Genomic DNA, 25502 nt, shown 5'->3' on the forward strand with positions numbered 1-25502 from the left:
CTATGACTGACCTACCCGCCAACGTTCGCTGGCAACTCTGGATCGTGGCGTTCGGCTTTTTTATGCAATCGCTGGACACCACGATCGTCAATACCGCCCTCCCCTCAATGGCGCTAAGCCTCGGGGAGAGCCCGCTGCATATGCACATGGTGGTGGTCTCCTACGTGCTGACCGTCGCGGTGATGCTGCCCGCCAGCGGCTGGCTGGCTGACCGGGTTGGGGTGCGAAATATCTTTTTCACCGCCATCGTACTGTTCACCGCCGGTTCGCTGTTCTGCTCGCTTGCCGGAACGCTCAACGAGCTGGTGATGGCGCGCGTACTACAAGGGATTGGCGGTGCCATGATGGTGCCGGTCGGCAGGCTGACGGTGATGAAAATCGTCCCGCGCGACCAGTATATGGCGGCAATGACCTTCGTCACCATTCCCGGCCAGGTTGGTCCACTCCTCGGCCCGGCGCTCGGCGGGATTCTGGTGGAGTACGCCTCCTGGCACTGGATCTTCCTGATTAATATTCCGGTCGGCATTATCGGCTGTATTGCTACGCTGGTGCTGATGCCGAACTACACCGTCCAGACCCGGCGATTCGATATCGCCGGTTTTGTCGTGCTGGCGCTGGGCATGGCAACCTTAACGCTGGCGCTGGACGGGCAAAAAGGTCTCGGCATCTCACCGTTGACGATGGGCGCGCTGGTGGCTATCGGCATCGTCTCTATCGTGATGTATCTGTGGCACGCTCGCGGCAACGACAGCGCGTTGTTCAACCTCAAGCTGTTCCGTACGCCAACCTTCTCTCTCGGCCTTGCCGGCAGCTTTAGCGGGCGTATCGGCAGCGGCATGCTGCCGTTTATGACCCCGGTATTCCTGCAAATTGGCATGGGTTTCTCGCCGTTCCACGCCGGGCTGATGATGATTCCGATGGTGCTGGGCAGCATGGGGATGAAGCGCATTGTGGTGCAGGTGGTGAACCGCTTTGGCTATCGCCGCGTGCTGGTGGTCAGCACCGTCAGCCTGGCCGTTATCAGCCTGCTGTTTATGTTCACCGCGCTGGCGGGCTGGTACTACGCGCTGCCGGTGATCTTGTTCATTCAGGGAATGGTGAACTCCAGCCGCTTCTCGTCGATGAACACCCTGACGCTGAAAGACCTGCCCGATGAGTTTGCCAGCAGCGGCAACAGCCTGCTGTCGATGATTATGCAGCTGTCGATGAGTATCGGCGTCACCATCGCCGGGATCCTGCTCGGCACCTTCGGTCAACAGCATATCGCCGTCGGCAGCGACGCGACACACCACGTCTTTATGTACACCTATCTTTGCATGGCGGCGATTATTGCCCTCCCGGCGTTGGTCTTTGCCCGCGTACCGGACGACACCACCAAAAACGTGGTGATCGCCCGACACAAACTCAAGGAGTAAAGCGTGAAACTATGGCGCCCGGGCATCTCCGGCAAACTGTTTCTGGTCATTTTAGCCACCTGTATCGTGCTGCTTATCAGCATGCACTGGGCCGTGCGCATCAGCTTTGAGCGCGGCTTTATTGACTATATCAAGCGCGGCAACGAACAGCGGCTCCAGCTGCTGAGTGATGCGCTGGCGGAGCAGTATGCCCAACACGGGAACTGGCGCTTTTTACGTAATAACGACCGTTTTATTTTCCAGATCCTGCGCTCTTTTGAGCATGACAATAACGAAGAGCGCCAACCGCCTGGCCCTCCGGGGCCGGACGGGGAGCCGCCTCGCGGCCCGGATCGCGGCGGCATGCCGCCGCACGGCTGGCGCACCCAGTTCTGGGTGGTCGATCAAAACGCCCGGGTGCTGGTTGGCCCGCGCGAAGCGGTGCCCCATGACGGCTCCCGGCGCGGCATTATCGTCAACGGTATGGAGGTGGGCGCGGTGATCGCTTCGCCGGTCGAGCGCCTGACGCGCAACACCGACATCAACTTTGATCAGCAGCAGCGTCGTACCAGCTGGCTTATCGTCGGGCTGGCAACGCTGCTCGCCGCGCTGGCCACCTTCCCGCTGGCCCGCGGCCTGATTGCCCCGGTCAGACGGCTGGTAGAAGGCACCCATAAGCTGGCGGCGGGCGATTTTTCTACCCGCGTTCCGGTAACCAGCGGCGATGAACTGGGGAGACTGGCGAAGGACTTTAACCAGCTCGCCAGTACGCTGGAAAAAAACCAGCAGATGCGCCGGGATTTAATGGCCGATATCTCCCACGAGCTGCGCACCCCGCTGGCGGTGCTGCGCGGCGAGCTGGAAGCGATACAGGATGGGGTACGCAAATTTACCCCTGAGTCGGTGACTTCGCTCCAGGCCGAAGTCGCCACGCTGACCAAGCTGGTCAATGACCTGCATCAGCTATCCATGTCTGACGAAGGGGCGCTGGCCTACCAGAAATCCACCGTCGATATCATCGCGCTGCTGGAAATTGCTGCCGATGCCTTCCGCGAACGCCTTGCCAGCCGCGGCCTGACGCTCAATCTGGCGCTGGTGGAAAGCGCCAGCGTATTTGGCGACCCCGACCGCTTAATGCAGCTGTTCAACAATCTGCTGGAAAACAGCCTGCGTTACACCGACAGCGGCGGCCAGGTGCTGATTCGCACCGCGCTCGACGCGCAGCATATCGTGCTGGAGTTCGCCGACAGCGGCCCCGGCGTTACCGACGAACAGCTGGCAAGACTGTGCGAACGCTTCTATCGTACCGAAGGTTCTCGCAACCGTGCCAGCGGCGGCTCCGGCCTGGGGCTGGCGATTTGCGCCAACATCGTCACTGCCCACGGCGGGCAGCTAAACGTCGGACATTCGCCTTTTGGCGGGGTTAGCATTAAAGTAGAGTTACCGCTGGAACGTGCAATACCGAGAGAGATATGACCGATTTACCGATTGATGAAAACGCCCCACGCATTCTGATTGTTGAAGATGAACCGAAGCTGGGACAACTGCTCATCGACTATTTGCTGGCGGCCCACTATGCCCCAACGCTGATTAGCCACGGGGATAAAGTGCTGCCGTACGTTCATCAAACGCCGCCGGATCTTATCCTGCTGGATCTGATGCTGCCGGGCACCGACGGTCTGACGCTGTGCCGCGAAATTCGCCGCTTCTCCGATGTGCCGATCGTGATGGTGACCGCCAAAATCGAAGAGATAGACCGCCTGCTGGGCTTAGAGATTGGTGCCGACGATTATATCTGTAAGCCGTACAGCCCACGTGAAGTGGTGGCGCGCGTGAAAACCATTTTACGCCGCTGCAAGCCACGTACCGAACTTCAGGCGCTGGATGCCCAGAGCCCGCTTATCGTGGATGAAAACCGCTTTCAGGCCTCCTGGCGCGACCGCCTGCTCGACCTCACCCCCGCCGAGTTCCGCCTGCTGAAAACCCTGTCGCAGGAGCCGGGGAAGGTCTTTTCCCGCGAGCAGTTACTCAATCATCTCTATGATGATTACCGCGTGGTGACCGACCGCACCATCGACAGCCACATTAAAAACCTGCGCCGCAAGCTGGAGTCACTGGACACCGAGCAGTCGTTTATCCGCGCCGTCTACGGCGTGGGCTACCGTTGGGAAGCGGACGCCTGCCGCATGGCGTAATCTGACAGATTGCCGGATGGCGCTCGCCACGCTTATCCGGCTTAAAGCGTACAAAGGTTTACTCCCCTCCCTCGCAGCGCTACAATGCCCGCCCTTAATGTGGGGGCACTCCCCAACTCGCCGCATCAGGTGCGACGAATCTGACCTGTCATCAGAACGAGATAATCATGTTTAAACCGGAACTCCTCTCCCCGGCGGGAACGCTGAAAAATATGCGTTACGCTTTCGCTTACGGTGCCGATGCAGTTTACGCTGGCCAGCCACGCTACTCCCTGCGCGTCCGTAACAACGAATTCAATCACGAAAATCTGCAGCTCGGCATCAACGAAGCCCATGCGTTGGGTAAAAAGTTCTATGTGGTGGTGAACATCGCCCCGCATAACGCCAAGCTGAAAACCTTTATTCGGGATCTGAAGCCGGTAGTGGATATGGGGCCGGATGCGCTGATTATGTCTGACCCAGGCCTGATTATGCTGGTGCGTGAAAACTTCCCGGAGATGGACATCCACCTGTCCGTGCAGGCCAACGCCGTGAACTGGGCAACGGTGAAATTCTGGAAACAGATGGGGCTGACCCGCGTGATCCTCTCCCGCGAACTGTCGCTGGAAGAGATTGAAGAAGTCCGCACCCAGGTGCCGGATATGGAGATTGAGATCTTCGTTCACGGCGCGCTGTGCATGGCCTACTCCGGCCGCTGCCTGCTCTCCGGCTACATCAACAAGCGTGACCCGAACCAGGGCACCTGCACCAACGCTTGCCGCTGGGAATACAACGTTCAGGAAGGTAAAGAAGACGACGTGGGCAACATCGTCCATAAATTCGAGCCAATTCCGGTGCAAAACGTTGAGCCAACCCTCGGCATCGGCGCGCCAACTGATAAAGTCTTTATGATTGAGGAAGCCAAACGTCCGGGCGAGTACATGACCGCCTTTGAAGACGAGCACGGCACCTACATCATGAACTCCAAAGATCTGCGCGCCATCGCTCACGTTGAGCGTCTTACCCAGATGGGCGTGCACTCGCTGAAAATCGAAGGCCGTACCAAATCGCATTACTACTGCGCCCGTACCGCCCAGGTTTATCGCAAAGCCATTGACGACGCCGCCGCGGGCAAACCGTTCGATGCTTCCCTGCTGGAAACCCTGGAAAACCTCGCGCACCGCGGCTACACCGAAGGCTTCCTGCGTCGTCACACTCACGATGACTACCAGAACTACGAGCACGGCTACTCCGTCTCCGAGCGTCAGCAGTTTGTCGGCGAATTCACCGGTGAGCGTAAAGGCAATCTGGCCGCCGTCGCGGTCAAAAACAAATTCACCGTCGGCGACAGCCTGGAGATGATGACCCCGCAGGGTAACGTCAACTTCACTCTCGAGCACATGGAAAACAGCAAAGGTGAAGCCACGTCCGTCGCACCTGGCGATGGGCACACCGTATGGTTACCCGTGCCGGAAGACGTGGCGCTGGAGTATGGCCTGCTGATGCGTAACTTCGCAGGAGAATCCACTCGGAATCCGCATAACGGCTAGTGCATTTATATTGTTTTTCAATAGCAAAGATTCTTAGAAATGGATCACAGACGGAATAATCGATTGTAGATATCATTCGCTTCGCTGAAAAACATAATCCATAAATGCTAGCTGTACCCAGGAACCACCTCCTTAGCCCGCGTAATCTCCCTTACACGGGCTTATTTTTTTTCTAACAGGCCGTTCAGTGTGGCGCTTTACTTAACGTGAGCTGTAAGCCTGCTACCGCAGCAAGCTGGGCAAGCGTGGTGACCGTTGGGTTTCCCTTCTCAGATAACGCACGATAAATGCTCTGACGCGCAAGACCGGTCTTTTTCGCTGCTTCAGCGATACCACCGCGCGCCTCTAATACGCGGCGTAATGCGATGAGGAATCCCCCTAAACCACCTTCTTCGTTAATCTCTTCTAGCGCTGTTTTTAGATAGAGGTCAGCATAATCAGGATCAGCGCGAAATGCTTCGATCATGAGCTTGTCACGGTCTACCGCTGGGGCGATGGCCCCTACTTTTTTAGTCGCTGATGTCATTTAGCCCTCACTTTAAAATCTCTAAGATATTCAACTGCCTTATCGATATCTGCGGCCTGAGTTTTCTTCGTACCGCCGATATGTAATAGGATAATCTCGCCGTCTTCTAAGGAGTAGTACACTCGATAACCAGGGCCATTATCAATACGTAACGCCCAGACACCATCCCTTTCAAACTTGTGGTCTCCGAAATTTCCAGACTCAGCCCGGTCTAACCGGGTATCGATCTTCACGGCGGCTATTCGATCTTTCTTTTTTAACCGAGCCAGCCAATCGCTAAAAGGCTTATTGCCATTTTCATCCTGATAGAATTGAGATGTGTACATCCCTTTACCCTCATTCCTTTTGCTCGTTTTAATTGTCACTTATAAGAGACAGGCGGGCAAGATATTTGTCACCTATAAGAGACAACAGGCACATCTGCGTATCCTTTGTTACACTCTTTGCATACCCCACAAAGAGGTACCACGGATGTCCGACTTTCCTGCAAGCTTATTGATTTTAAACGGCAAGGGTGCCAGTACCCCTCAACTGCGCGAGGCGGTTGAACTGCTGCGCGATGAGGGCGTGACCATTCATGTCCGCGTCACCTGGGAGAAAGGTGATGCGGTGCGCTATGTGGAAGAGGCCATTCGCCTGAACGTCGAGACGGTGATTGCGGGCGGCGGCGACGGGACGATTAACGAAGTGGCGACGGCGCTGATCCACAGCGAAAGCCGCGAGGTACCGGCCCTCGGTATTTTGCCGCTCGGTACCGCCAACGACTTTGCCACCAGCGTCAATATTCCAACCGATCTGGCTAATGCGCTGAAGCTCGCCATTGCCGGTCGCGACGTGCCGGTTGATATCGCCCAGGTGAACCATAAAACCTGTTTTATCAATATGGCCACCGGCGGCTTCGGCACGCGCATTACCACCGAAACGCCCGAGAAGCTAAAAGCCGCGCTGGGCGGCGTGTCTTACCTGATTCATGGGCTGATGCGGATGGACACCCTGAAGCCTGACCGCTGCGAAATTCACGGCGAGAACTTTCACTGGCAGGGCGATGCGTTGGTTATCGGTATCGGCAACGGACGTCAGGCGGGCGGTGGGCAGCAGCTATGCCCGGATGCACTGATTAACGACGGCCTGCTGCACCTGCGTATTTTCACCGGAGAAGAGCTTATTCCGGCGCTGTTTAATACCCTTGCCAGCAACGATGGCGCGGAAAACCTGGTGGATAGCGTTTCACCGTGGTTTGAGGTCACCGCACCGCATGAGATGACCTTTAACCTTGACGGCGAACCGCTGAGCGGCAAAACCTTCCGCATGGAGATTTTACCGGCGGCATTACGCTGTCGCCTGCCGCCGGACTGTCCGCTGCTACGTTAACGCATTGCGCGTTTTAAGATGCGCTCCGACTGGCGTTTGAAATCCGTTGCCGCTTCGGCGACGGTTTTCTTGCCGTAATCGATCGACTGCAGCGCGCTATCAAACTCCTGTACCAACTGCGGGTCTTCCAGATACGGCGACACGGAAAGCGTGGTTGGCAGCGCCAGCGCCTGTTTAATCCCGGCAACCGACGGGTCTTTGTCGTTAATCACCCCCGCCGCCGTCAGCGTTGCCACCGCGCTTTTGCTCAGCGGCACACCGCGCTCCAGCCCCAGTAACGTGACGCCCTCTTTGCTGTTCAGCAAGAAGTTAATCAGCTTCGCTGCTGCTTCTGGGTGTTGAGTGGTTTTGCCAATCGACAGCATCATCGACGGTTTCATAAACAGCCCTGCGTCAGTGGCACCCGGCAGCATCGGATAGTCACCCAGTTCGAGCTTCGCCGGTGGCTTGAGGTTGTCAGAGTATTTGGTGACGGCGGTGTTCCACATATAAACGCCGCCCCACTCTCCTTCAATCCACGGCTTCATTTCGTACATATTGCCCTTGCCGAACGAGGCGTAGTACTTCATATCCGGGATGACGTGGTTGTCGATAAGCGTTTTATACAACTGGAAAAACTCGACCCACTGCGCGTCGCTGTAGGTGAATTTTTTACTCTGCTGGTCAATAGCCGGAATGTTGTACTTCTGCACCATATAGGAGTTGAGCAACGCCAGCACGCCCAGGCTTTCCGGGGCCACCGGGTAGTACGGTTTGCCGAGCTTGCTCTCAAAGGTTTTCCCGGCGCTTATCAGCTCATCCCAGTTTTTCGGGTAACCGATCCCCGCCTTTTTCCAGGTTTGATCGTTGTAGTAGAAGATACGCGCGGTCATGGCGACCGGGATGCCGTTCAGCTTACCTTTGACCGTGACCGGCTGGAGGTCTTTGGCGGTGAACTGATCGAGGCCAATCTCATCTTTCACTTTGTTGAGATCGTAGAAGCCGTTGCCGTCTTTAGAGAACAGCGCCAGCCAGTTCCAGTTAGTTTGCATCACGTCCGGCTCGGTACCGCCCGCCAGTTGCGTGGTCAGGCGCGAAGTATGCCCATCCCAGCCGGTGTATTCGGCTTTGACGTTGATATCCGGATACTGCTGATGGAAGGCTTCCAGCGCCTTCAGCGTGACCTGATGACGGCCATTGCCACCCCACCAGGACATTCTCAGGTCGACAGTTTCCGCCGCCAGCGCGGAGGCAGAACAGGCACAGAGGGCAAGAGGAAGAGCAAGGCAGAAGGATTTTTTATCCATTTTTATGATTTCCCAGAGTTCGAGTAGCCCGGCCACGCCGGGGCCATGCACTGAGCTAAACCCGGCGTCGCTTTGCTCGGCCGGGCTACGGGTTTTAATACGCCGCCACCTCGCGCGCCATTTCTCGCGTATATTGACGGCTGGCGTTAACCAGCATCTGCGTATACGGCGTTTGCGCTTCACCGTTAACCAGCGCATCAACCGTCAGCGTTTCAAGGATCTTGCCGTACTGCATCACCGCCACCTTCTGGCAGAGGTGGGCAATCACGCCCAGATCGTGCGTCACCATCAGGTAGGTCAGGTTCGACTCTTTTTGCAGCTCCGCCAGCAGATTGAGGATTTCCGCCTGCACCGACACGTCCAGCGCCGAGGTCGGTTCATCGAGCAACAGTACCTGCGGTTCGAGGATCAGCGCGCGAGCAATCGCCACGCGCTGGCGCTGGCCGCCGGAAAGCTGGTGCGGATAGCGGTCGCGGAAGGCGCGGTTCAGCCCCACGCGGTCGAGCAGCGTGTTGATGCGTCGGTCCCGCTCGCCGATGCCGTTAATTTGCAGCGGCTCTTCCAGAATGTCGCCAATGGTATGGCGCGGATGCAAGGACCCGTACGGGTCCTGAAACACCATCTGCACCTGACGACAGCGCTCGCGGCTGATCTTATGCGAGAGCCCCTGGCCGCTAATCGCCAGCTCGCCCTGCCAGTGGTTAAACAGCCCGGCAAGACACTTCAGCACCGTGGTTTTCCCGGAGCCTGACTCCCCCACCAGGCCATAAATCTCGCCCGGCTTAACGTGGAAATTGACGTCAAACAGCACCTGGTTGCGCTTTTCGCCCTCGCCAAACACCAGGCTTAAGTTTTTCACTTCAATCATCGTGCACTCCTTAATCGGTCAGCCAGCTGGTCTGACGCTGCAGCACCGGGAGAACCGGTCGGCGATGGTGCATATCCGGCAGGGCGCTAATCAGCCCTTGCGTATAGGGATGGGTGGCGTTATCGAGGTCGCAGGCGGCAATCGACTCCACCACTCGCCCGGCGTACATCACCAGCACGCGGTCGCAGAAACTGCGCACCAGGTTAATGTCGTGGCTGATAAATATCAGCCCCAGCCCGCGCGACTTCACCAGATCATCCAGCAGCCCCAACACCTGTAAACGGACCGACACGTCGAGCGCCGAGGTCGGCTCATCGGCAATCACCAGCTCAGGGTCCGTTATCAGCATCATCGCAATCATGATGCGCTGCCCCTGCCCGCCGGAAATCTCGTGCGGATAGAGGTTGTAGACGCGCTCCGGCTGGCGAATGCGCACCACGTCGAGCATCTCCATCGCCTTGGCTTTCGCCTCGGCTTTGTAGCCCGGATGGTGAGTCAGCCAGGCTTCGGCAATCTGGTCGCCGACGCGCACCACCGGGTTCAGCGAATATTTTGGGTCCTGCATAATCATCGAAATACGCTTGCCGCGAATGGCGCGCATCTGCGCCTCGCTGGCGTTCAGCAGGTCGATATCGCCGAACTGCATCCGGCTGGCGTCAATGCGCGCTTTTTTCGGGTGCAGGTGCAGCAGCGCGCGGCCCACGGTGGATTTCCCGGAACCGGATTCACCGACTATCGCCAGCTTCTCCTGCCCAAGCTGGAAGGAGACACCGCGCACCGCGTGGGTTACCGCGCTGCCGTTGACAAAATCCACGCTTAAATCGCGTACGTCGAGCAGCGGTGCAGCGTTATTCGCTGCGAGGATCGAGGATGTCACGTAGGCCATCTCCTAAGAAGTTGAACGCTAAGCTGTTAATAAGAATCGCCAGCCCCGGGATCGTTACTACCCACCAGCACTCCATCATGTAAGTACGGCCGCTGGAGATCATCGCCCCCCACTCTGGATCGGGCGGCTGCGCGCCGAGGCCAAGGAAACCCAGACCGGCGGCGGTCAGGATGATCCCCGCCATGTTCATAGTGATACGGATGATCACCGACGGCAGACACAGCGGCACAATATGGCGCCACAGTACGCGGGCCGGAGAGGCTCCCTGCAAACGGACGGCAGAGATAAAGTCGGCCTGACGCAGCGACAGGGTTTCCGCACGCGCCAGACGCGCAATTGGCGGCCAGGCGGTCAGCGTAATTGCAATGACCACGTGCTCAAGCCCCGGACCTAAGGCGGCGACAAACGCCAGCGCCAGCACCAGGCTTGGGAAGGAGATGAAGATATCGGTCACCCGCATCAGCACCATATCGACCTTGCCACCGAAGTAGCCAGCGCAAACGCCGAGCAGCAGCCCCAGCGGGCCCACGGTGACCGACACCAGTAGCACGATGTAGAGCGTAATGCGCGCGCCGTACACCAGGCGGCTAAAAATATCGCGGCCAAATTCATCGGTACCGAACCAATGCTGCGCGCTGGGTGCCATCAACGCGTTGTTTAAGTCCTGCACCAGCGGGTTATAGGGGGCAATCAGCGGAGCGAATATCGCCACCACCAGCAGCAGGAAGATAATCCCGCCGCCGATAGCGGTCAGCGGGTTACGCGCCATCTTGCCGATAAATCCCCCCGCCCTTGCCAGCCCGCGCAGCAGACGCTGGCGACCTTCGCCGGAGGCGCTGGAGAGTCGACTATCGAGAGAAACCGTCATGATTTTGTCCTCGGGTCGAAGAATTGATAGAGCATGTCGGAGAGCAGGTTGAGCATTACGAAGATCACCCCAACCAGCAGCACACAGCCCATCACCGCGTTCATGTCGCCCAGCAGCAGGCTGCCGGTGAGATAGGAGCCAAAGCCCGGCCAGGAGAAGACGGTTTCAATTAACACCGCCCCTTCCAGCAGTGAACCGTAGGCCAGCGCCACCACCGTCAGCAGTTGGACGAGGATGTTACGGAACGCGTGGTTCCAGATAACCTGACGCTCGGTCAACCCTTTGACGCGCGCGGTGATAATGAATTCCTGCGACAGCTGCGCCAGCATAAAGCTGCGGGTCATACGGCTGATGTAGGCGAGCGAGTGGAAGCCCAGCAGCGCCGCCGGCAGGATCAGGTGGTTAATGGCGTTCCAGAACACTTCGCTGTTTCCGGCCAGCAGCGCATCGACGGTCATCAGCCCGGTGCGACGCGGCACGATGCCGTCCAGCCCCAGGTCAACGCGCCCCGCGCCGCCTACCCAGCCGAGCCAGGCGTAGAACACCAGCAGCCCCATCATCCCCACCCAGAAAATCGGCGTGGAGTAACCGGCAAGGCTGATAATACGCACCACATAATCGGAAATACTGTTGCGACGCGCCGCCGCCAGTACGCCCAGCGGAATGCCAAGGCCCGCACCGACGATAATTGCCATCGTCGCCAGCTCCATGGTGGCCGGGAAGACGCGGATAATGTCATCGGTCACCGGTTTGCCGGTCAGCAGCGCGTTGCCGAGGTCGCCATGCAGCAGATTGACAAAGTAGATGCCAAACTGGGTCATCAGCGACTGGTCAAAGCCCAACTGATGATAGACCTGCTGGTAAGTACTCTGGTCGGCATCCGGGCCGACAATCGCCAGCACCGGGTCGATAGGCATCACGCGGCCAATAAAGAAGGTCAACAGCAGCAGGCCAAACAGCGTAATCACCACCTGCATCAACCGTTTCGAGAAGCGCCGGGTTCGGGAGCCGGGCGCAAGAATTGCCGTACTCATCCTTTATCTCCTTCGCTGACTTTGTAGACTTCACGCAGGAACGTGGTGGCCGACGGATGCGGCTTGTACTCCTTCACCTCGTTACGTACCACCACCGAGTCGACCATCTGCGACACCGGGATCATCGCCGGGATCAGCGCGTCGAAGCGGGTCTGAATGGCCTGATAATCGGCAATCTGTTTTTGCGGGTTACGCTCAAGCAGCGCGCCGTCGATCATCTCGTTAAGCTGTTTGTCATAGAACCCGGTGCGCCAGCCCTGGAAGTTGGTCAGGCGCGCTTCATCGCTGTTGTCCGGGTTATAGACCAGCGCACGCAGGCTGGAGTGCGGATGTGGTTCCATACCGCTGCCGCCGCGTCCTACCAGCATGTCGAACTTACGTTCGCGCATCGCGCCGTAAATCTGGTTGCCGGTGCCGGTGATAATTTTGGCGTTAATGCCCGCCTGCATCAGCGTGGACTGCACGGCAATGGCGATATTGAGGAACGGCTGGTCGGCGAGTACGCGCAGCGTGGTGTCAAAGCCGTCAGGATATCCGGCCTCCGCCAGCAGCTTTTTCGCCCGTGCGAGATCAAAGGTGTAGCCAGGGTCCGGCAGCGTCGACGGCATTCCGGCTTTGATCGGACGCTGGTGCAGCACGCCATAGCCCGGCATCAGGGCTTTATTAATGCCCTGATAATCAATCAGGTAACGCACCGCTTCACGGACTTTCGGATTGGCAAAGTGCGGCTCTTTCATGCTCATCGACACGTAGTACATGGTGCCGCGCTGTACCGCGTCAACGGTGAGCTGCGGGTCTTTACGCAGGGCGTTGATATCCGACACCGCCATGTTGTTCGCAATATCGAGGTCGCCTTTTTCAATCATCAGACGCAGGGTCTGCGATTCCTGGAAGTGACGCAGCACTACGCGGTTCATCTTCGCTTCGCCGCGCCAGTAGTCCGGGTTGCGCTTCATGCGCAGCACGTCTTTTGCCTGCCAGGTTTCCAGCGTAAACGGCCCGGAACCGGCTTCGTGAGTCGTCAGCCACTTATTGCCCCAGTCGTTATTCTGTTCATGGCTTTGCACGGTTTTACTGTCGAGCACGCCAAGGTTGCCGAGCGCCCCCAGCGAGTAAATGACCAGCTGCGGGTCGTTATCCTTAGGCAGGACAATTTGCACCGTATAGTCGTCCAGCGCCGTGACCTGCTTGTCGACGTTCTTCTTACTAAAACCGTAGGATTTCCATACCGATGCCTGCGCCAGGTTAAGGTGCAGAATGCGGCGCATCGACCACACCACGTCGGCGGCGGTCAGCGGGTTGCCGGAGTGAAACTTGACGTTGTTGTGCAGATGGAAGGTCAGCGTTTTGCCGTCCGGGCTGATATCCCAGGATTTGGCGAGCGCCGGTTTAACGTTGGTGAGCTGTTCAGGGTCAAGCTCCACCAGCGAGTCATAGAGATTCACCACAATCCCCACCACTTCGTTGCCGGTCATTGCCGCCGGGTCGAGGGTGAGCAGGTTATTCATGTTCATGCCGATAATGAGCTGATCCGGCGGCGTTTTTGCCAGCGCCGCCCCGCTCCCCATCGTCATGGTCAGCGCGAGCAAACACGCTCCCAGTAAGGAGGATTTTTTCATCTATCTATCGCCTGTAGGGTACGACAGGCGACGAATCCGTCCGTGCCTGTCTTGTCTTTGTTATGTGTCAGTCGTGGCTGACGGTGTTGGCTTCGATAAAGGCAAAATTGATGTCTTCGCCCAGTCCAGGGCGTTGAGACAGGTGAACATAGCCATCGGCGTCCATTGGGTCGACGATGCTGTTCAGGTAGGCCGCTGGCTGGTCGTAGTCGAGGAACGGATGCAACAGACCACGCTCATACCAGCGACAGTTGCGAATGGCGCCAATCACCGCCAGGCTCGCCGCGCCGTTACCGTGTACTTCGCAGTCCATACCAAACGACTCCGCCAGCGCTGCCACCTTCATGGTTGGCGTAATGCCGCCCACGCCGTTGGCCCCTGCGCGCAGAATGTCGCAGGCTCCGGCTTTCACCCAGTCGGCTCGGCTGTGGTGCTTACCGCCAAAGCTTTCCGGCCCGATAATCGGAATCGAGAGGTTCTCAGCCAGCCACGCGTAGGAGGACATGCTGTCTTCTTCCATCGGCTCTTCGAACCAGGCAAAGTTGAGTTTTTCCAGCTCTTTACCAATCCACAGCGCTTCGGTGCGGCTGTACCAGTGGTAACCGTCGATCATCAGGTCGATATCCGGGCCTACCGCTTCACGTACCGCAGCGCAGGCTTTGATATCCATTTTTGGGTTCGGTGCGAACGAGACCGGCGGCATCCAGGTATGCAGCTTGATGGCTTTATAGCCGCGCGCGACCAGCGTTTCGGCAAACGCCGCATACTCTTCCGGCGTGGACAGGCCGCCTTCAAGGTCATCGCCGCACATGGTGCTGCCGTACGCTGGCACTTTATCGCGATAGCCGCCCAGCAGCTTGTAAACCGGCATATTGAGCTTACGCCCAATCAGGTCCCATAACGCCTGCTCAACGAAGGAGAGCGCACGTTCGGTCAGTTGATGCGCGCTGCCACGCTGCCAATGCACCAGATCCTGCCAGATACGTTCACGGTCGAACGGGTCCTGCCCTACCAGCACCTTGCGGAAGAAGGTGTTAACCACGAACGGACGCACGATTTCCGGCGGCGCAAAGGAGTAGCCCTTACTACCGTCGTCAGCGGTAATGGTCAGCATCGCCATTTTGGCCATGCTTTCTGGCCCCGGATGTGAGTGTCCGGCGCTGTCGGAAACGCGGCGCGTAGGGTGCTGGAAAACGGTGACATTTACAGATTCAATTTTCATTAAGTGTCCTTTATACAACATGCTACCTGGCGATTAATTCGCCACGGGTCTGTGTAAAACACGGTCCGGTAAAACGGTTTTGTGGAATTGAAAAGGCGTTTCATCACTAATCTAAGCACAAAATAGCACCACTTCCACGGACAAATTCCGCTAACGCCGGGCTGTTTTTTGGGCATGCGCACGAGGGTGCGTGACGTTTTTCACAAAAGGACGGGGAAGTGTGAGAGCGATCATTATCCTCTCCCGGACGGGAGAGGATGGGCAAAAATCAGGCGAAGGTGATTTTACCGTCGAGGTAGACGTCCTGAACGGCGTTGATAAGCTGCACGCCATCGGCCATCGATTTTTTAAAGGCTTTACGGCCAAGAATCAGACCCATACCGCCCGCACGTTTGTTGATGACCGCCGTACGGACCGCGTCCGCAAGGTCGGTTTCACCGCCCGCTGCGCCGCCGGAGTTAATCAACCCGGCACGGCCCATATAGCAGTTCGCCAACTGGTAGCGCACCAGGTCGATAGGATTCTCGCTGGTCAGTTTGCTGTAGACGCGTTCGTCGGTATAGCCGAAGTTCACCGCTTTATAGCCGCCGTTATTCTCAGCCATTTTCTGCTTCACGATATCGGCGCCGATGGTGGCGGCCAGATGGTTGGCCTGCCCGGTAAGGTCGGCAGATACATGATAATCCACGCCATCTTTTTTAAACGCCGGGTTGCGCAGATAGGCCCACAGCACGGTGACCAGCCCCAACTCATGCGCACGCTCAAAAGCGGCAGAGATCTCCTCAATCTGACGGCGAGACTCTTCCGAACCAAAATAGATGGTTGCCCCCACCGCTACCGCGCCCATATTGAACGCCTGTTCGACGCTGGCGTACAGCGTCTGGTCGAAGGTGTTCGGGTAGCTCAGGGTTTCGTTGTGGTTCAGTTTGACGAGGAACGGAATGCGGTGCGCGTAGCGGCGAGAGACCGAGGCCAGCACGCCGTAGGTGGAAGCCACGCAGTTACAGCCCGCTTCAATCGCCAGTTCAACAATGTTTTTCGGGTCAAAATAGAGCGGGTTGGCGGCAAACGAGGCCCCGGCCGAGTGCTCAACGCCCTGGTCTACCGGCAGAATCGACAGATAGCCCGTACCCGCCAGACGCCCGGTATTGTAGAGGGTCTGCATATTTCGCAGTACGGCAGGCGGACGGTTGTTATCCACCATCACCCGGTCAACGTAGTCGTGGCCGGGCAGATAGAGTTGGTCGGCTGGAATGGTCATACAACGATGCTGTAAAAGGCTGTCGGCGTCTTTGCCAAGCAACTGCGCAATATCAGTCATAGCTATGCTCCCGTAAGCGCCGACATCATGTCGGCTGGATATCCTGCTCAACACTTTTGAGCAGGATAAGCCTGGTACCGGGAGCGTGGAATGTCCAACTTTTGGCAGATTTTAAGCACAACCGACTGGCACGTCAGCCGGACAGCTACCACCATTCGTGGAAATGGTGCACCGGCCCAATACCTTCGCCTACCTGTAAGGTGTCGGCCTGCGCCAGCGCCTGCGACAGCCAGGCTTTGGCGACCGGCACCGTCTCCTGCCAGCTGGCATGGCGCGGTCGCAATGCCGCCAGCGCGGCCGACAGCGTACAGCCGGTGCCGTGCGTGTTTTTGGTCATCACGCGCGGCGCGGTGAAGCGCATTTCACCTTCGGCGGTAAACAGCCAGTCGGGGCTTTCCGCATCATCAAGATGGCCGCCCTTCATCAGCACCGCTTCGCAGCCGAGCGCCCGCAGCGCCCTGCCTTGTTCCAGCATCTCATGCTCGTTACGAGCATGCGGCGTATCGAGCAGCGCCGCGGCCTCCGGCAGGTTTGGCGTGATCAGCGACACCTGCGGCAGCAGGCGCTGGCGCAGCGTTTCAACGGCAGATGGGGAAAGCAGCGGGTCACCGCTTTTGGCCAACATCACCGTATCCAGCACCACGTTTTGAATATGATAGCGTTGCAGTCGCTCGGCCACCGCCTCGACGATGTCCGTCTCCGCCAGCATGCCGATTTTGGTGGTATCGATGCGCACGTCGCTGAACACGGAATCTAACTGCGCAGCAACAAAGTCGGGTTCAATCCGGTAGACCGACTGCACTCCACGGGTGTTCTGCGCCACCAGCGCGGTGATAACAGAACAGCCGTAAGCACCAAGCGCCGAGAAGGCTTTCAGGTCGGCCTGAATGCCCGCACCGCCGCTAGGATCGGTACCGGCAATGGTCAGTGCATTGATACGCTTCATGCCGCTACCTCCCCGTGCATCACGTACAAGGCATCAAGAAACGCAGGAACAAAACTGCCCGGCCCTCGCCCCTGCGCAGCAATCTGCCCCGCCCGCTTCATCACCGCGCAGGCCCCCGCGACGTTCAGCATGCGGTCGCCCGGTAAGGCGCAGCTCGCCGCCACGACGGCCGAAAGCGCGCAGCCGGTGCCGACCACGCGGGTCATCAATGGAGAGCCGCCGTTCACCGCCAGCGTTCGTTCACCGTCGGTGATGTAATCAACTTCGCCGGTCACTGCAACCATCGCCCCGCTTGCGCGCGCCAGTTTCTGCGCCGCCGGCAACGCCGCCGCCGCGGTATCGGTGGTATCCACGCCGCGCCCGCCCTGGCTTTCACCGGCCAGCGCCATTATTTCTGAGGCATTGCCACGAATCGCCGCCGGGGTCATCTGCACCAGTTCGCGGCAGAAATCACTGCGCAGCGTCAACGCGCCCACCGCCACCGGATCGAGCGCCCACGGCGTTCCCGCCCGGTTCGCGCTTTCAACCGCCGCCCGCATCGCCTGCGCGCGCGGCTGAGTTAAGGTGCCGACGTTAATCAATAATGCGCTGGCGATAGCCGAGAACTGCGCGGCTTCTCCGGCATCAATGACCATTGCTGGCGATGCGCCGAGCGCCAGCAGCACGTTGGCGGTAAAGGCCTGCACGACATCGTTAGTCATACAGTGAACAAGGGGAGAATGTTGCTGCAGAAAGTGTGCGGTATGCGCGAATTGCGCGGGACTTAGCAGGTCGGCTTGCATGGTTTGCTCCTGCCAAAACGCGAAGAAGCAATGACCATATGGTCTCTGACTTCCCTACGCTGGCATTATCCAGATCAGGTGGTACGGGTTTTTCTCAGCCTTCGTAAAGAAGGGCACCCCGAGTCATTTAAATCAATTAGTGGCGATTAACATTTCATTAATGGCTGCCCGCAATAATGCCAGCAGGATGCACGACAAACAAGCCCATACGTTGAGCGGGCAGCATTACGCAACTGATGACTTATCCGTAATTTCGCCGCTGAGCTTTACCCTGTTTCGCTAAATACATCGCCTTGTCGGCATAGTCGAGAAGCTGACGCTCATCACTGCCGTGTTCAGGATAACAGGCGATCCCAATACTGGGTTCGATGGTCAATATATGGCCCTGAAGCCTGAAGGGCGTGTGGAACGCGTCATCAATTTTTTGAGCGACCCGCGCCGCATGTTCAGGCGACAACGTTCCCTGAATCAATATCACAAACTCATCGCCGCCAATGCGCGCGACGGTATCCGATTCACGTACACACCGTGTTAGACGCACGGCGGTCTCTTGCAGCAGGAGATCGCCCATGCTGTGGCCCAGCGTGTCGTTCACCTGCTTAAATTTGTCGAGATCGATAAACAGCAGCGCCAGTTGTCCATCTTCGCGGCGTACCCTCGCCAGCGTTGTTTTCAGGCGATCGTACAACAGGCCGCGATTTGGCAGGTCGGTGAGTTGATCATACTGCGCCATATGCTGCAATCGGGCCTGCATCTGCTGGCGTTCAATCACCGTCGCAATTTGCGTCGACACAAACTGCAGCAGCTCCTGATCCTGTTGGTTGTAGCACACGCCGTCCGGATAGCTTTTAAGCACCAACGCGCCGATAGTGCCTTTATGCGATTTTAGCGGCACACCCAACCAGCAGAATGGATTAGGGCCAAAGGAGCTGCGTAGTTCCTCGAGGCGCCCTGCCATCGTTTCAGGCGTGAGCAGCAGCGGTTGGCCGGTATGGATAACCTCCGCATAAAACGTCTCTGGGATCAGAGTGAACGGCTCCGGGGTTTGCTGAAATTCATCGACATGATACGGAAAGCTCAGCTGGGACGTTTTTTCATCATAGAGCGTCACCGAGAAATTATCGGCCGGTAGCAGCGTGCCGACGATCTCATGAATACGCTGGAATAGTTTGAGCAGATCTTCGGCGGTATGTGCGGCTTCAGAAATGGCATAAAGCACCGACTGGAGCAATTCGGAACGTTTACGCTCGGTGATATCGCGGGCCACGCCGATACGTAATTGATCGGCCGGCGACCAGCGCGCCGACCACATGATATTCAGGACCTGCCCATTTTTGTGGACATAACGGTTTTCGAAATGAAATTGAGGATTACCCGACATCACGTCAACTATCGAATTCCGGGTTAATTCCCGGTCTTCCGGCAGCATCATCTCGAACATGTTTCGGCCAATCAGTTCTTTCGGCGTATAGCCAAAAATACGCTCGCAGGACGCACTGGCAAAAATGATATTGGCGTGGGCGTCAACGGCAAAAACCGCGTCCATCATGAGATCGATAAAACTGCTCAACGGTGCGTGAGAATTCGATTCCATAGAGAAAGTCAGACCTGAATATAGGAATGAGTGCGACTATGCTTAAGAACCGTCGCCTATAAACACTATAGCAAAGGTTAAATATAGTACAGCCGCAGTTTACTATACAATCAGAAAACGCCACGCTACGCTACGCTGCTAAAAGGGCGCGAATGTATCGCAATCGCCTCAGGAGATATAATGGGCAAAGACACCATAGACGGAATAGCTGACTGTCACCACAAAGCCTTATAATAACTGTGAGAAATTATTTGCTTTGTTGTACCTGATAAATCGGTTTACCCTCAAACGGGTCCACTACGGTTTGGCGCGTGGGGTTTATATTGATATGGTGATTCACCGCTTCAGAAATAGGCTTACGGTGTTGCTGTTGCATCATTCAGTCTTGTTTTAGCTGGGTAACAGCTCTATTGGTATTTTTAACAGTTCAGCATTTAATATTTATTATTTTTGCATCACACTAGCGAACCAATATTTAAAAATTGGTTAACAATGATGATTTAAGAATAATCCGCACATCAGGATAGCCTCTTCATATGAAACTGATGGACATTAAAACATAGTGCCTGAATAACCCCAATGATAATAAAAAAATGAATGAAATCATTACACTCCAGTATCCGTTCACCAAAACAATCTTTTATGTTCGAATAGTAACCATTCACAACAAAGGAAGTTAATTACCGTAACTGATTGTTTGTTATGCTTAATAACAATAAACTTCATGGCCAACAGATGTATCTATCTCTTCCGATTCTATGCATGATCTAAATCAATATTCACTTAGCCATCTTAGTTGATAGTTGCTTTGCGTTACGAAAGAAGAGAATCGAGTGTCCGTGGCACTGCTGCCGGTTTTCTTTTTTGGTACAACGTAAACAATAATGACGATAGCCGTTCTATAAAAATAAAGACCGATGATAAAACTCATTCTTGCTTACGCCATTGCCTCTATGGCACTGGTGGCAACAGGCGTGCTTCTTGGTACGGTATTTAACAATACCCTATCAACGGTAAGCATTGACTGTAACCACGAATAATTCAGACTGCACTTATACTTTTAACGTTTGTTGGTAATAACGGAAGTGATTAAATAATCATTCCGGTTAAATATTGTGTATTGGTTAATAAGAAAAAAGGTTAATGATGAAAGCAAAAATGATGGTGTTAGCCGTTCTGGTCGGTTCCGCAGCGCTGGCAGGTTGCAGCTCCCCGGCACAGCGCATGGCATCCTGCGAAGCACAGGGCGTCTCTAAAGACACCTGCTATTTATCCGAGCAGAACCGCCAGCAGAGCATTAACAATGCGGCGATGACGGCGGCGTACGCTAACGCGGCAAACGCTACCCGTAGCAAAGACGTCGAGCAGCACGCTCAGGCCGCGCACGTCGCGGATCCAATGCGTGAAGCCACTCTCTCTTCCAACGTCCTGAAAGCAACCCTGTCAAACGGCTTCTTCTCCGCGACCATCAACGGTAAGAAAGCGGTGGTTAAGCGTGTTAACGCTAATTTCTATGAAATTCATGGTGCAGGATATGTTATTTCCGTCAGCATGAATGCCGACGGTATTGAAAGTGCGTCATGGAATAAAACCCATGGCCGCGATAACGGGATGCTGACCGTTACCCAGAAGTAATTCGCTAAGGAGGCTTCGGCCTCCTTCTTTCTTTATTGGGCGGCGTCTTCCCGGCGTCGCTTTGCTCGGCCGGGCTATGGGGTATCGCGAAGCGCTTTTAACAGCAATGTGAAGCAGGCTTCGATAAGCGGCGGCAGCGTCTGCGGGCCACGCATTAACGCGACGGTACGCGTTAACTCCGGCTGCTGAAGCTGCGCGACTCGCAGCGCCGTATCCTGCAGATGGGTAGTGTACAGCTGTGGGAGGATCCCCACCGCTAAGCGTGAACGCACCAACCCGTACAGCGTTTCAATATAATCGACCTGATAACGGGTATTGAGCGTCAACCGCTGGCTCTCCACCAGCGCGCCAACCAGACGCTGAATGTTTCCTTTTGAGAACACGGCAATATCGCGCCCTGCCAGCTGTTTCCACGGCAAATGCGGCTGTCCGGCCAGCGGGTCGTCCACGTGGAGTATCGCCACCAGCGGGTCTTCACGCAGCGGAAAAACCTGCAATTCTGCGGGCAGAGAACTGTCGATAGCCCCCACGCCAAAATCAATGTGCCCGCTTTGCAGATCGCGCGCCAGGGCATCGTTGGTGCGATCGAGAAACTCCACGCGCAGGCGCGGAAATGCCTGCGCTAGCGCCTCGGGTAACAGCGGAAACAGCAGCGAACTGACCGACGGCACCAGCCCAATGCGCACCGTACCATCACCGCCCGCTTCCACAATCTGCTGCATATCGTGAAACGCCAGCTGCGCCACGCTCAGCACCCGCTGGGCATGCGGCAAAATAGCCGCGCCCAGCTCGGTCAGCGTCACCGCCGAGGCGGTACGGTTGACCAGCTTACCGCCCAGCACCGTTTCAATCTGACGCAGAGCGCTGCTCAGCGCCGGTTGGCTAATCGCCAGCCGGTTGGCGGTATCGGTAAAGTGACGCAGCTGCGCCAGCGTGACAAAATACTGCAACTGTTTAAGCGAGAGCGCAGGCAATCGCTGCCAGGGGTCGGTCATGGTGTGCTTCACTCGTGGCTATCACGCACAATAAGCTGAAGTTATCGGGTGATAAATTTAATCATCTGGGCAACCGTTTGCTCTGCCCCTAAAGTAGCACGCATTATCCCTGTGCCGGAGTTGTTATGTCCAGCAATGCTGAAAACCGCCGCCGCGCCGTCCAGGCCGCACGTGGCGAGTCCCCGTTTGATCTTTTAATCACCGATGCCAACGTTGTCGATATGGCGACCGGTGAAATTCGCGAAGCCGATGTCGGTATCGTTGGCGATATGATTGCCAGCGTCCACCCACGCGGCAGCCGCAGCGACACGCAGGAACATCACTCCCTGCCCGGCGTTTACCTCTCTCCAGGCCTGATGGACACCCACGTTCACCTCGAAAGTTCACATCTGCCGCCGGAGCGCTACGCGGAGATCGTACTGGCACAGGGCACCACCGCCGTATTCTGGGATCCGCATGAGCTGGCAAACGTGCTGGGCGTGGCGGGCGTTCGCTATGCCGTAGAAGCCAGTCGTCATCTGCCTCTGCAGGTGATGGTCGCCGCACCGTCCAGCGTGCCGTCTACGCCGGGGCTGGAGATGTCCGGGGCCGATTTTGCCGGTGCCGAAATGGAAACCATGCTGGGCTGGCCGGAAGTGCGCGGCGTAGCGGAAGTGATGGACATGCACGGCGTGCTACACGGCAGCTGCCGGATGCAGGAGATCGTGCAGGCGGGGCTCAACAGCGGCAAGCTGATTGAAGGCCACGCCCGCGGCCTGAGCGGTGCCGACCTGCAAGCCTACCTTGCCGCAGGCGTCACCTCCGATCACGAACTGACCTCCGCCGACGACGCGCTTGAGAAGCTGCGCGCCGGTCTGACCCTTGAGATTCGCGGCTCGCACCCTTACCTGCTGCCGGATATCGTCAAGGCGCTGAAATCGCTGCCGCATCTCTCTTCACAAATTACCGTCTGCACCGACGATGTGCCGCCGGACATGCTGCTGGAAAAAGGCGGCATTATCGCCCTGCTGAACCTGCTGATTGAACATGGTCTGCCAGCGACCGATGCCCTGCGCTTCGCCACGCTGAACGCCGCCATTCGCCTGCAGCGCTATGACCTTGGGCTGATTGCCGCCGGACGCCGCGCCGACCTGGTGGTGTTCGATTCGCTGGAAAAACTCAACGCCCGTGCGGTGTACATCGCCGGGAAGCAGATTGCCCGCGACGGCAAGCTGCTAAGCACCTTGACCGCAGCCGTTGGGGTCACGCCGCCGCGTAATACCCTGCGCCTCTCCCCGCTTGAGGCTGATGATTTCGCGCTGCGCGTGGGCAATATCCAGCACGGCACCGCCCGTCTGCGCCACATCCGCGGCGCGCGCTTTACCCAATGGGGCGAAATCGACGTACAGATCCGCAACGGCGAGGTCGAGATCCCAACGGGCTTCAGCCTGATCTGGGTGAAGCACCGTCACGGCCGCCATGAAGCCAAACCACAGATTGCCCTGCTGGAAGGCTGGGGTGAGCTGCGTGGCGCGATTGCCACCAGCTACTCGCACGACTCCCACAACCTGGTGGTGCTGGGGCGCAGCGCCGAAGATATGGCGCTGGCGGCCAATCAGTTGATCGCCTCCGGCGGCGGCATGGCGCTGGCGCAAAACGGTGGCATTCTGGCCCACGTGGCGATGCCGATTGCCGGCATGCTCTCCGACAAACCAGCGCATACGCTGGCCGCCGAGTTCCGCCAGTTGCGCGACCTGAGCGCCGAGATAGCCGACTGGGAGCCGCCGTACCGCGTCTTTAAGGCGATTGAGGGCACCTGTCTTGCCTGCAACGCCGGGCCGCATTTAACCGATTTAGGGCTGACCGACGGCACGACGCGCCAGATAGTCGACCCCGTACTGGATTGCCGGGAAACGCCGGAACACACATCACAACAATAATCACGGGAGCGCCACACCATGGCCGATAACACCCTTCAAACGCCAACCGCTGGGAGTTGGCTTGAGCGACGTTTTGCATTGTCTTCCCGCGGCAGTTCGCTGCGTACCGAGTGCCTGGCAGGGGTCACCGGGTTTCTCGCCGCCGCCTATCTTCTGGTGGTGATCCCAGGCCTGCTGGCCGTAGGGGGAATGGATAAAGGTGCGGCCACCACCGGCACCATTTTAGTGTTCGTTGGCGGTACGTTGCTGATGGCGTTCTACGCCAACCTGCCGTTTATCGTCGGCCCGGGTATTGGCGGTTCGGTGCTGGTCGGCGTGACGCTGGCGGGCAGCGAAGGCATTGGCTGGCAGATTGGCCTCGGCATCGCCTGCTGGTCGGGTATCCTCTTCTTTCTGCTGACCAAATTCGGCCTGCGCGAAGTAGTCACCCGTTCGGTTCCGCAGTCGATTAAGCTCGGGCTCACCGCCTCAATCGGCCTGTTTGTCGCCGTGTTAGGCTTTCGTAACGCCGGTCTGGTACTGGCAAACGCCAAAACCAACTCGCTGATGCTGGGTGACTTTATGGCCCCCGGCGCGCTGGTTGCGCTATGCGGCCTGTTCCTGGCAATTGCATTGCAGGCTCGCCGCATTCCTGGCGCCATTCTGTGGGCTATTCTGTTCGCGACATTGGTTGGCATCCCGGCGGGCGTGACGCATCTGCCCACCAGCTTTATCGATATGCCGCATTCGCTGACGCCGGTGCTCGGTCACGTTGACATGCTGGGCGCGTTGAATATCGCCTTCCTGCCGTTCCTGTTCGTCTTTTTTGCCTCCGAGTTTTTCTCCACCATGGGCACCACGCTGGCGGTCGGCGGCGAAGCGGGTCTGCTGGATAAAGAAGGCAACATGCCGCACATCAACCGCCCGTTTATGGTGGACTCCATTGCCGCCGCTATCGGTCCGTGGCTTGGCATTCCGGCGGCCACCGCGCTGATTGAATCCTCGGCGGCAGCGGAAGCTGGTGGTAAAACTGGCCTGACGGCGCTGGCGGCAGCGGTGATGTTCCTGCTGATGCTGCTGTTCACGCCGGTGGCGCTGATGATCCCGAAAGAAGCGACCGCCCCTGCGCTGATGCTGATCGGGCTGAATATGTTCAGTGGCCTGCGTAAGGTTGACCTCGGTAATTTCACCGACGGCTTGCCGGTGCTGATGATGGTGATGATCACCCTGATTGCCAACAGCTTCGGTACCGGAATTGCCGGCGGCCTGCTGTTCTTTATCGTGATTAAAACCATCGCTGGAAAATGGCGTGAAATTCCTATCGGGCTGTGGGTGCTGGCAGTACCGCTGGTGTACTACTTCGCGACGCTGGTGAAGCACTAACTCTTCTGCCTCATCAGGCGAACATCTTCGCCTGATGAGGCAAAGCATGCAGGCTTACTACACTGAATTAATTGTAATTTTTTTCAAATCTTGATGACGCCCACCGCAAGCAGATAATATATTTCCAGTTTACCAAGAGGCTGAAAATAT

Annotated in this window: 21 protein-coding genes, 1 pseudogene and 1 riboswitch; of the genes and pseudogenes, 8 read left to right on the forward strand and 14 right to left on the reverse strand. The window is 57.2% G+C overall.

Annotated features, from left to right (window positions below):
• Positions 1-2 precede the first annotated feature (2 nt).
• From AB2B48_RS09855 to yegQ, 4 genes are all read left to right on the forward strand, one after another.
• Positions 3-1415, forward strand: a complete 1413-nt coding sequence (locus AB2B48_RS09855; protein WP_368301647.1) for an MFS transporter — start codon at positions 3-5, stop codon at positions 1413-1415.
• A 3-nt stretch (positions 1416-1418) separates the two neighbouring features.
• Positions 1419-2870, forward strand: a complete 1452-nt coding sequence (baeS, locus tag AB2B48_RS09860) for a two-component system sensor histidine kinase BaeS (protein ID WP_220439394.1) — start codon at positions 1419-1421, stop codon at positions 2868-2870.
• Complete coding sequence (baeR, locus tag AB2B48_RS09865) at positions 2867-3589, forward strand: two-component system response regulator BaeR (protein WP_368301648.1); 723 nt, start codon at positions 2867-2869, stop codon at positions 3587-3589. The genes baeS and baeR overlap by 4 nt, the downstream gene beginning before the upstream one ends.
• A 167-nt stretch (positions 3590-3756) precedes the next feature.
• Positions 3757-5118, forward strand: coding sequence for a tRNA 5-hydroxyuridine modification protein YegQ (gene yegQ, locus AB2B48_RS09870; RefSeq protein ID WP_220439396.1), 1362 nt, complete (start codon positions 3757-3759; stop codon positions 5116-5118).
• Between the two features lie 184 nt (positions 5119-5302).
• Here yegQ and AB2B48_RS09875 read toward each other — a convergent pair whose 3' ends face one another.
• Both AB2B48_RS09875 and AB2B48_RS09880 read right to left on the reverse strand, forming a co-directional pair.
• Complete coding sequence (locus AB2B48_RS09875) at positions 5303-5644, reverse strand: DNA-binding protein (RefSeq protein WP_185666963.1); 342 nt, start codon at positions 5642-5644, stop codon at positions 5303-5305.
• On the reverse strand, positions 5641-5970 hold the full coding sequence (locus tag AB2B48_RS09880; RefSeq protein WP_368301649.1) for a type II toxin-antitoxin system RelE/ParE family toxin: 330 nt from the start codon (positions 5968-5970) through the stop codon (positions 5641-5643). Before AB2B48_RS09880 ends, AB2B48_RS09875 begins: the two co-directional genes overlap by 4 nt.
• 145 nt (positions 5971-6115) lie before the next feature.
• Between AB2B48_RS09880 and yegS the strand changes: the two genes are divergently transcribed.
• Complete coding sequence (gene yegS / locus AB2B48_RS09885; RefSeq protein WP_368301650.1) at positions 6116-7015, forward strand: lipid kinase YegS; 900 nt, start codon at positions 6116-6118, stop codon at positions 7013-7015.
• Here the strand turns inward: yegS and AB2B48_RS09890 are convergent.
• The 11 genes from AB2B48_RS09890 to AB2B48_RS09940 form a co-directional block, all read right to left on the reverse strand.
• Positions 7012-8301: an ABC transporter substrate-binding protein gene (locus AB2B48_RS09890; protein ID WP_368301651.1), complete on the reverse strand. Its 1290-nt coding sequence runs from the start codon at positions 8299-8301 to the stop codon at positions 7012-7014. The two genes, yegS and AB2B48_RS09890, sit on opposite strands and share 4 nt — an antisense overlap.
• Before the next feature lie 94 nt (positions 8302-8395).
• Complete coding sequence (locus AB2B48_RS09895) at positions 8396-9169, reverse strand: ABC transporter ATP-binding protein (protein WP_333009739.1); 774 nt, start codon at positions 9167-9169, stop codon at positions 8396-8398.
• Positions 9170-9179: 10 nt separating this feature from the next.
• Positions 9180-10046, reverse strand: coding sequence for an ABC transporter ATP-binding protein (locus AB2B48_RS09900; protein WP_333009738.1), 867 nt, complete (start codon positions 10044-10046; stop codon positions 9180-9182).
• Positions 10018-10923, reverse strand: a complete 906-nt coding sequence (locus AB2B48_RS09905) for an ABC transporter permease (protein WP_368301652.1) — start codon at positions 10921-10923, stop codon at positions 10018-10020. Before AB2B48_RS09905 ends, AB2B48_RS09900 begins: the two co-directional genes overlap by 29 nt.
• Complete coding sequence (locus AB2B48_RS09910; RefSeq protein ID WP_368301653.1) at positions 10920-11957, reverse strand: ABC transporter permease; 1038 nt, start codon at positions 11955-11957, stop codon at positions 10920-10922. Before AB2B48_RS09910 ends, AB2B48_RS09905 begins: the two co-directional genes overlap by 4 nt.
• On the reverse strand, positions 11954-13576 hold the full coding sequence (locus tag AB2B48_RS09915; protein ID WP_333009733.1) for an ABC transporter substrate-binding protein: 1623 nt from the start codon (positions 13574-13576) through the stop codon (positions 11954-11956). Before AB2B48_RS09915 ends, AB2B48_RS09910 begins: the two co-directional genes overlap by 4 nt.
• A gap of 67 nt (positions 13577-13643) precedes the next feature.
• Positions 13644-14798 carry a mandelate racemase family protein gene (locus AB2B48_RS09920; RefSeq protein ID WP_035894884.1) on the reverse strand — a complete coding sequence of 385 codons (1155 nt, stop codon included), beginning with the start codon at positions 14796-14798 and terminating at the stop codon, positions 13644-13646.
• Positions 14799-15066: 268 nt separating this feature from the next.
• Positions 15067-16119 carry a class I fructose-bisphosphate aldolase gene (gene fbaB / locus AB2B48_RS09925; protein WP_185666957.1) on the reverse strand — a complete coding sequence of 351 codons (1053 nt, stop codon included), beginning with the start codon at positions 16117-16119 and terminating at the stop codon, positions 15067-15069.
• A 145-nt stretch (positions 16120-16264) separates the two neighbouring features.
• Complete coding sequence (gene thiD / locus AB2B48_RS09930) at positions 16265-17065, reverse strand: bifunctional hydroxymethylpyrimidine kinase/phosphomethylpyrimidine kinase (protein WP_368301654.1); 801 nt, start codon at positions 17063-17065, stop codon at positions 16265-16267.
• Positions 17062-17847, reverse strand: a complete 786-nt coding sequence (thiM, locus tag AB2B48_RS09935; protein ID WP_368301655.1) for a hydroxyethylthiazole kinase — start codon at positions 17845-17847, stop codon at positions 17062-17064. The genes thiD and thiM overlap by 4 nt, the downstream gene beginning before the upstream one ends.
• Positions 17848-17881: 34 nt before the next feature.
• Positions 17882-17978: riboswitch (TPP riboswitch) on the reverse strand.
• A 110-nt stretch (positions 17979-18088) separates the two neighbouring features.
• The gene (locus AB2B48_RS09940; protein ID WP_368301656.1) at positions 18089-19441 is read right to left on the reverse strand and encodes a bifunctional diguanylate cyclase/phosphodiesterase; all 1353 of its coding nucleotides are present in this window, start codon (positions 19439-19441) and stop codon (positions 18089-18091) included.
• Positions 19442-20587: 1146 nt separating this feature from the next.
• Here AB2B48_RS09940 and AB2B48_RS09945 point away from each other — a divergent pair.
• Positions 20588-21076 carry a hypothetical protein gene (locus AB2B48_RS09945; RefSeq protein ID WP_185667044.1) on the forward strand — a complete coding sequence of 163 codons (489 nt, stop codon included), beginning with the start codon at positions 20588-20590 and terminating at the stop codon, positions 21074-21076.
• Positions 21077-21150: 74 nt separating this feature from the next.
• Here the strand turns inward: AB2B48_RS09945 and AB2B48_RS09950 are convergent, their stop codons facing one another.
• The gene (locus AB2B48_RS09950) at positions 21151-22071 is read right to left on the reverse strand and encodes a LysR family transcriptional regulator (protein ID WP_185666953.1); all 921 of its coding nucleotides are present in this window, start codon (positions 22069-22071) and stop codon (positions 21151-21153) included.
• A 125-nt stretch (positions 22072-22196) separates the two neighbouring features.
• Here AB2B48_RS09950 and AB2B48_RS09955 point away from each other — a divergent pair.
• Positions 22197-24003 (forward strand): annotated as a pseudogene (locus tag AB2B48_RS09955) (adenine deaminase); the annotation flags it as partial.
• 5 nt (positions 24004-24008) lie between these two features.
• Positions 24009-25352, forward strand: coding sequence for an NCS2 family permease (locus AB2B48_RS09960; protein WP_368301657.1), 1344 nt, complete (start codon positions 24009-24011; stop codon positions 25350-25352).
• Positions 25353-25502 lie beyond the last annotated feature (150 nt).

The organism is Kluyvera sichuanensis (genome assembly GCF_040930405.1).
Classification (GTDB): domain Bacteria; phylum Pseudomonadota; class Gammaproteobacteria; order Enterobacterales; family Enterobacteriaceae; genus Kluyvera; species Kluyvera sichuanensis.

Bases quoted from the DNA above. Each gene is read 5' to 3' on its own strand.
- AB2B48_RS09855 (WP_368301647.1), top strand. From the start codon at position 3: ATGACTGACCTACCCGCCAACGTTCGCTGGCAACTCTGGATCGTGGCG.
- baeR (WP_368301648.1), top strand. From the start codon at position 2,867: ATGACCGATTTACCGATTGATGAAAACGCCCCACGCATTCTGATTGTT.
- yegQ (WP_220439396.1), top strand. From the start codon at position 3,757: ATGTTTAAACCGGAACTCCTCTCCCCGGCGGGAACGCTGAAAAATATG.
- AB2B48_RS09875 (WP_185666963.1), bottom strand. From the start codon at position 5,644: ATGACATCAGCGACTAAAAAAGTAGGGGCCATCGCCCCAGCGGTAGAC.
- AB2B48_RS09880 (WP_368301649.1), bottom strand. From the start codon at position 5,970: ATGTACACATCTCAATTCTATCAGGATGAAAATGGCAATAAGCCTTTT.
- yegS (WP_368301650.1), top strand. From the start codon at position 6,116: ATGTCCGACTTTCCTGCAAGCTTATTGATTTTAAACGGCAAGGGTGCC.
- AB2B48_RS09890 (WP_368301651.1), bottom strand. From the start codon at position 8,301: ATGGATAAAAAATCCTTCTGCCTTGCTCTTCCTCTTGCCCTCTGTGCC.
- AB2B48_RS09895 (WP_333009739.1), bottom strand. From the start codon at position 9,169: ATGATTGAAGTGAAAAACTTAAGCCTGGTGTTTGGCGAGGGCGAAAAG.
- AB2B48_RS09905 (WP_368301652.1), bottom strand. From the start codon at position 10,923: ATGACGGTTTCTCTCGATAGTCGACTCTCCAGCGCCTCCGGCGAAGGT.
- AB2B48_RS09910 (WP_368301653.1), bottom strand. From the start codon at position 11,957: ATGAGTACGGCAATTCTTGCGCCCGGCTCCCGAACCCGGCGCTTCTCG.
- AB2B48_RS09915 (WP_333009733.1), bottom strand. From the start codon at position 13,576: ATGAAAAAATCCTCCTTACTGGGAGCGTGTTTGCTCGCGCTGACCATG.
- AB2B48_RS09920 (WP_035894884.1), bottom strand. From the start codon at position 14,798: ATGAAAATTGAATCTGTAAATGTCACCGTTTTCCAGCACCCTACGCGC.
- fbaB (WP_185666957.1), bottom strand. From the start codon at position 16,119: ATGACTGATATTGCGCAGTTGCTTGGCAAAGACGCCGACAGCCTTTTA.
- thiD (WP_368301654.1), bottom strand. From the start codon at position 17,065: ATGAAGCGTATCAATGCACTGACCATTGCCGGTACCGATCCTAGCGGC.
- thiM (WP_368301655.1), bottom strand. From the start codon at position 17,847: ATGCAAGCCGACCTGCTAAGTCCCGCGCAATTCGCGCATACCGCACAC.
- AB2B48_RS09940 (WP_368301656.1), bottom strand. From the start codon at position 19,441: ATGGAATCGAATTCTCACGCACCGTTGAGCAGTTTTATCGATCTCATG.
- AB2B48_RS09945 (WP_185667044.1), top strand. From the start codon at position 20,588: ATGAAAGCAAAAATGATGGTGTTAGCCGTTCTGGTCGGTTCCGCAGCG.
- AB2B48_RS09950 (WP_185666953.1), bottom strand. From the start codon at position 22,071: ATGACCGACCCCTGGCAGCGATTGCCTGCGCTCTCGCTTAAACAGTTG.
- AB2B48_RS09960 (WP_368301657.1), top strand. From the start codon at position 24,009: ATGGCCGATAACACCCTTCAAACGCCAACCGCTGGGAGTTGGCTTGAG.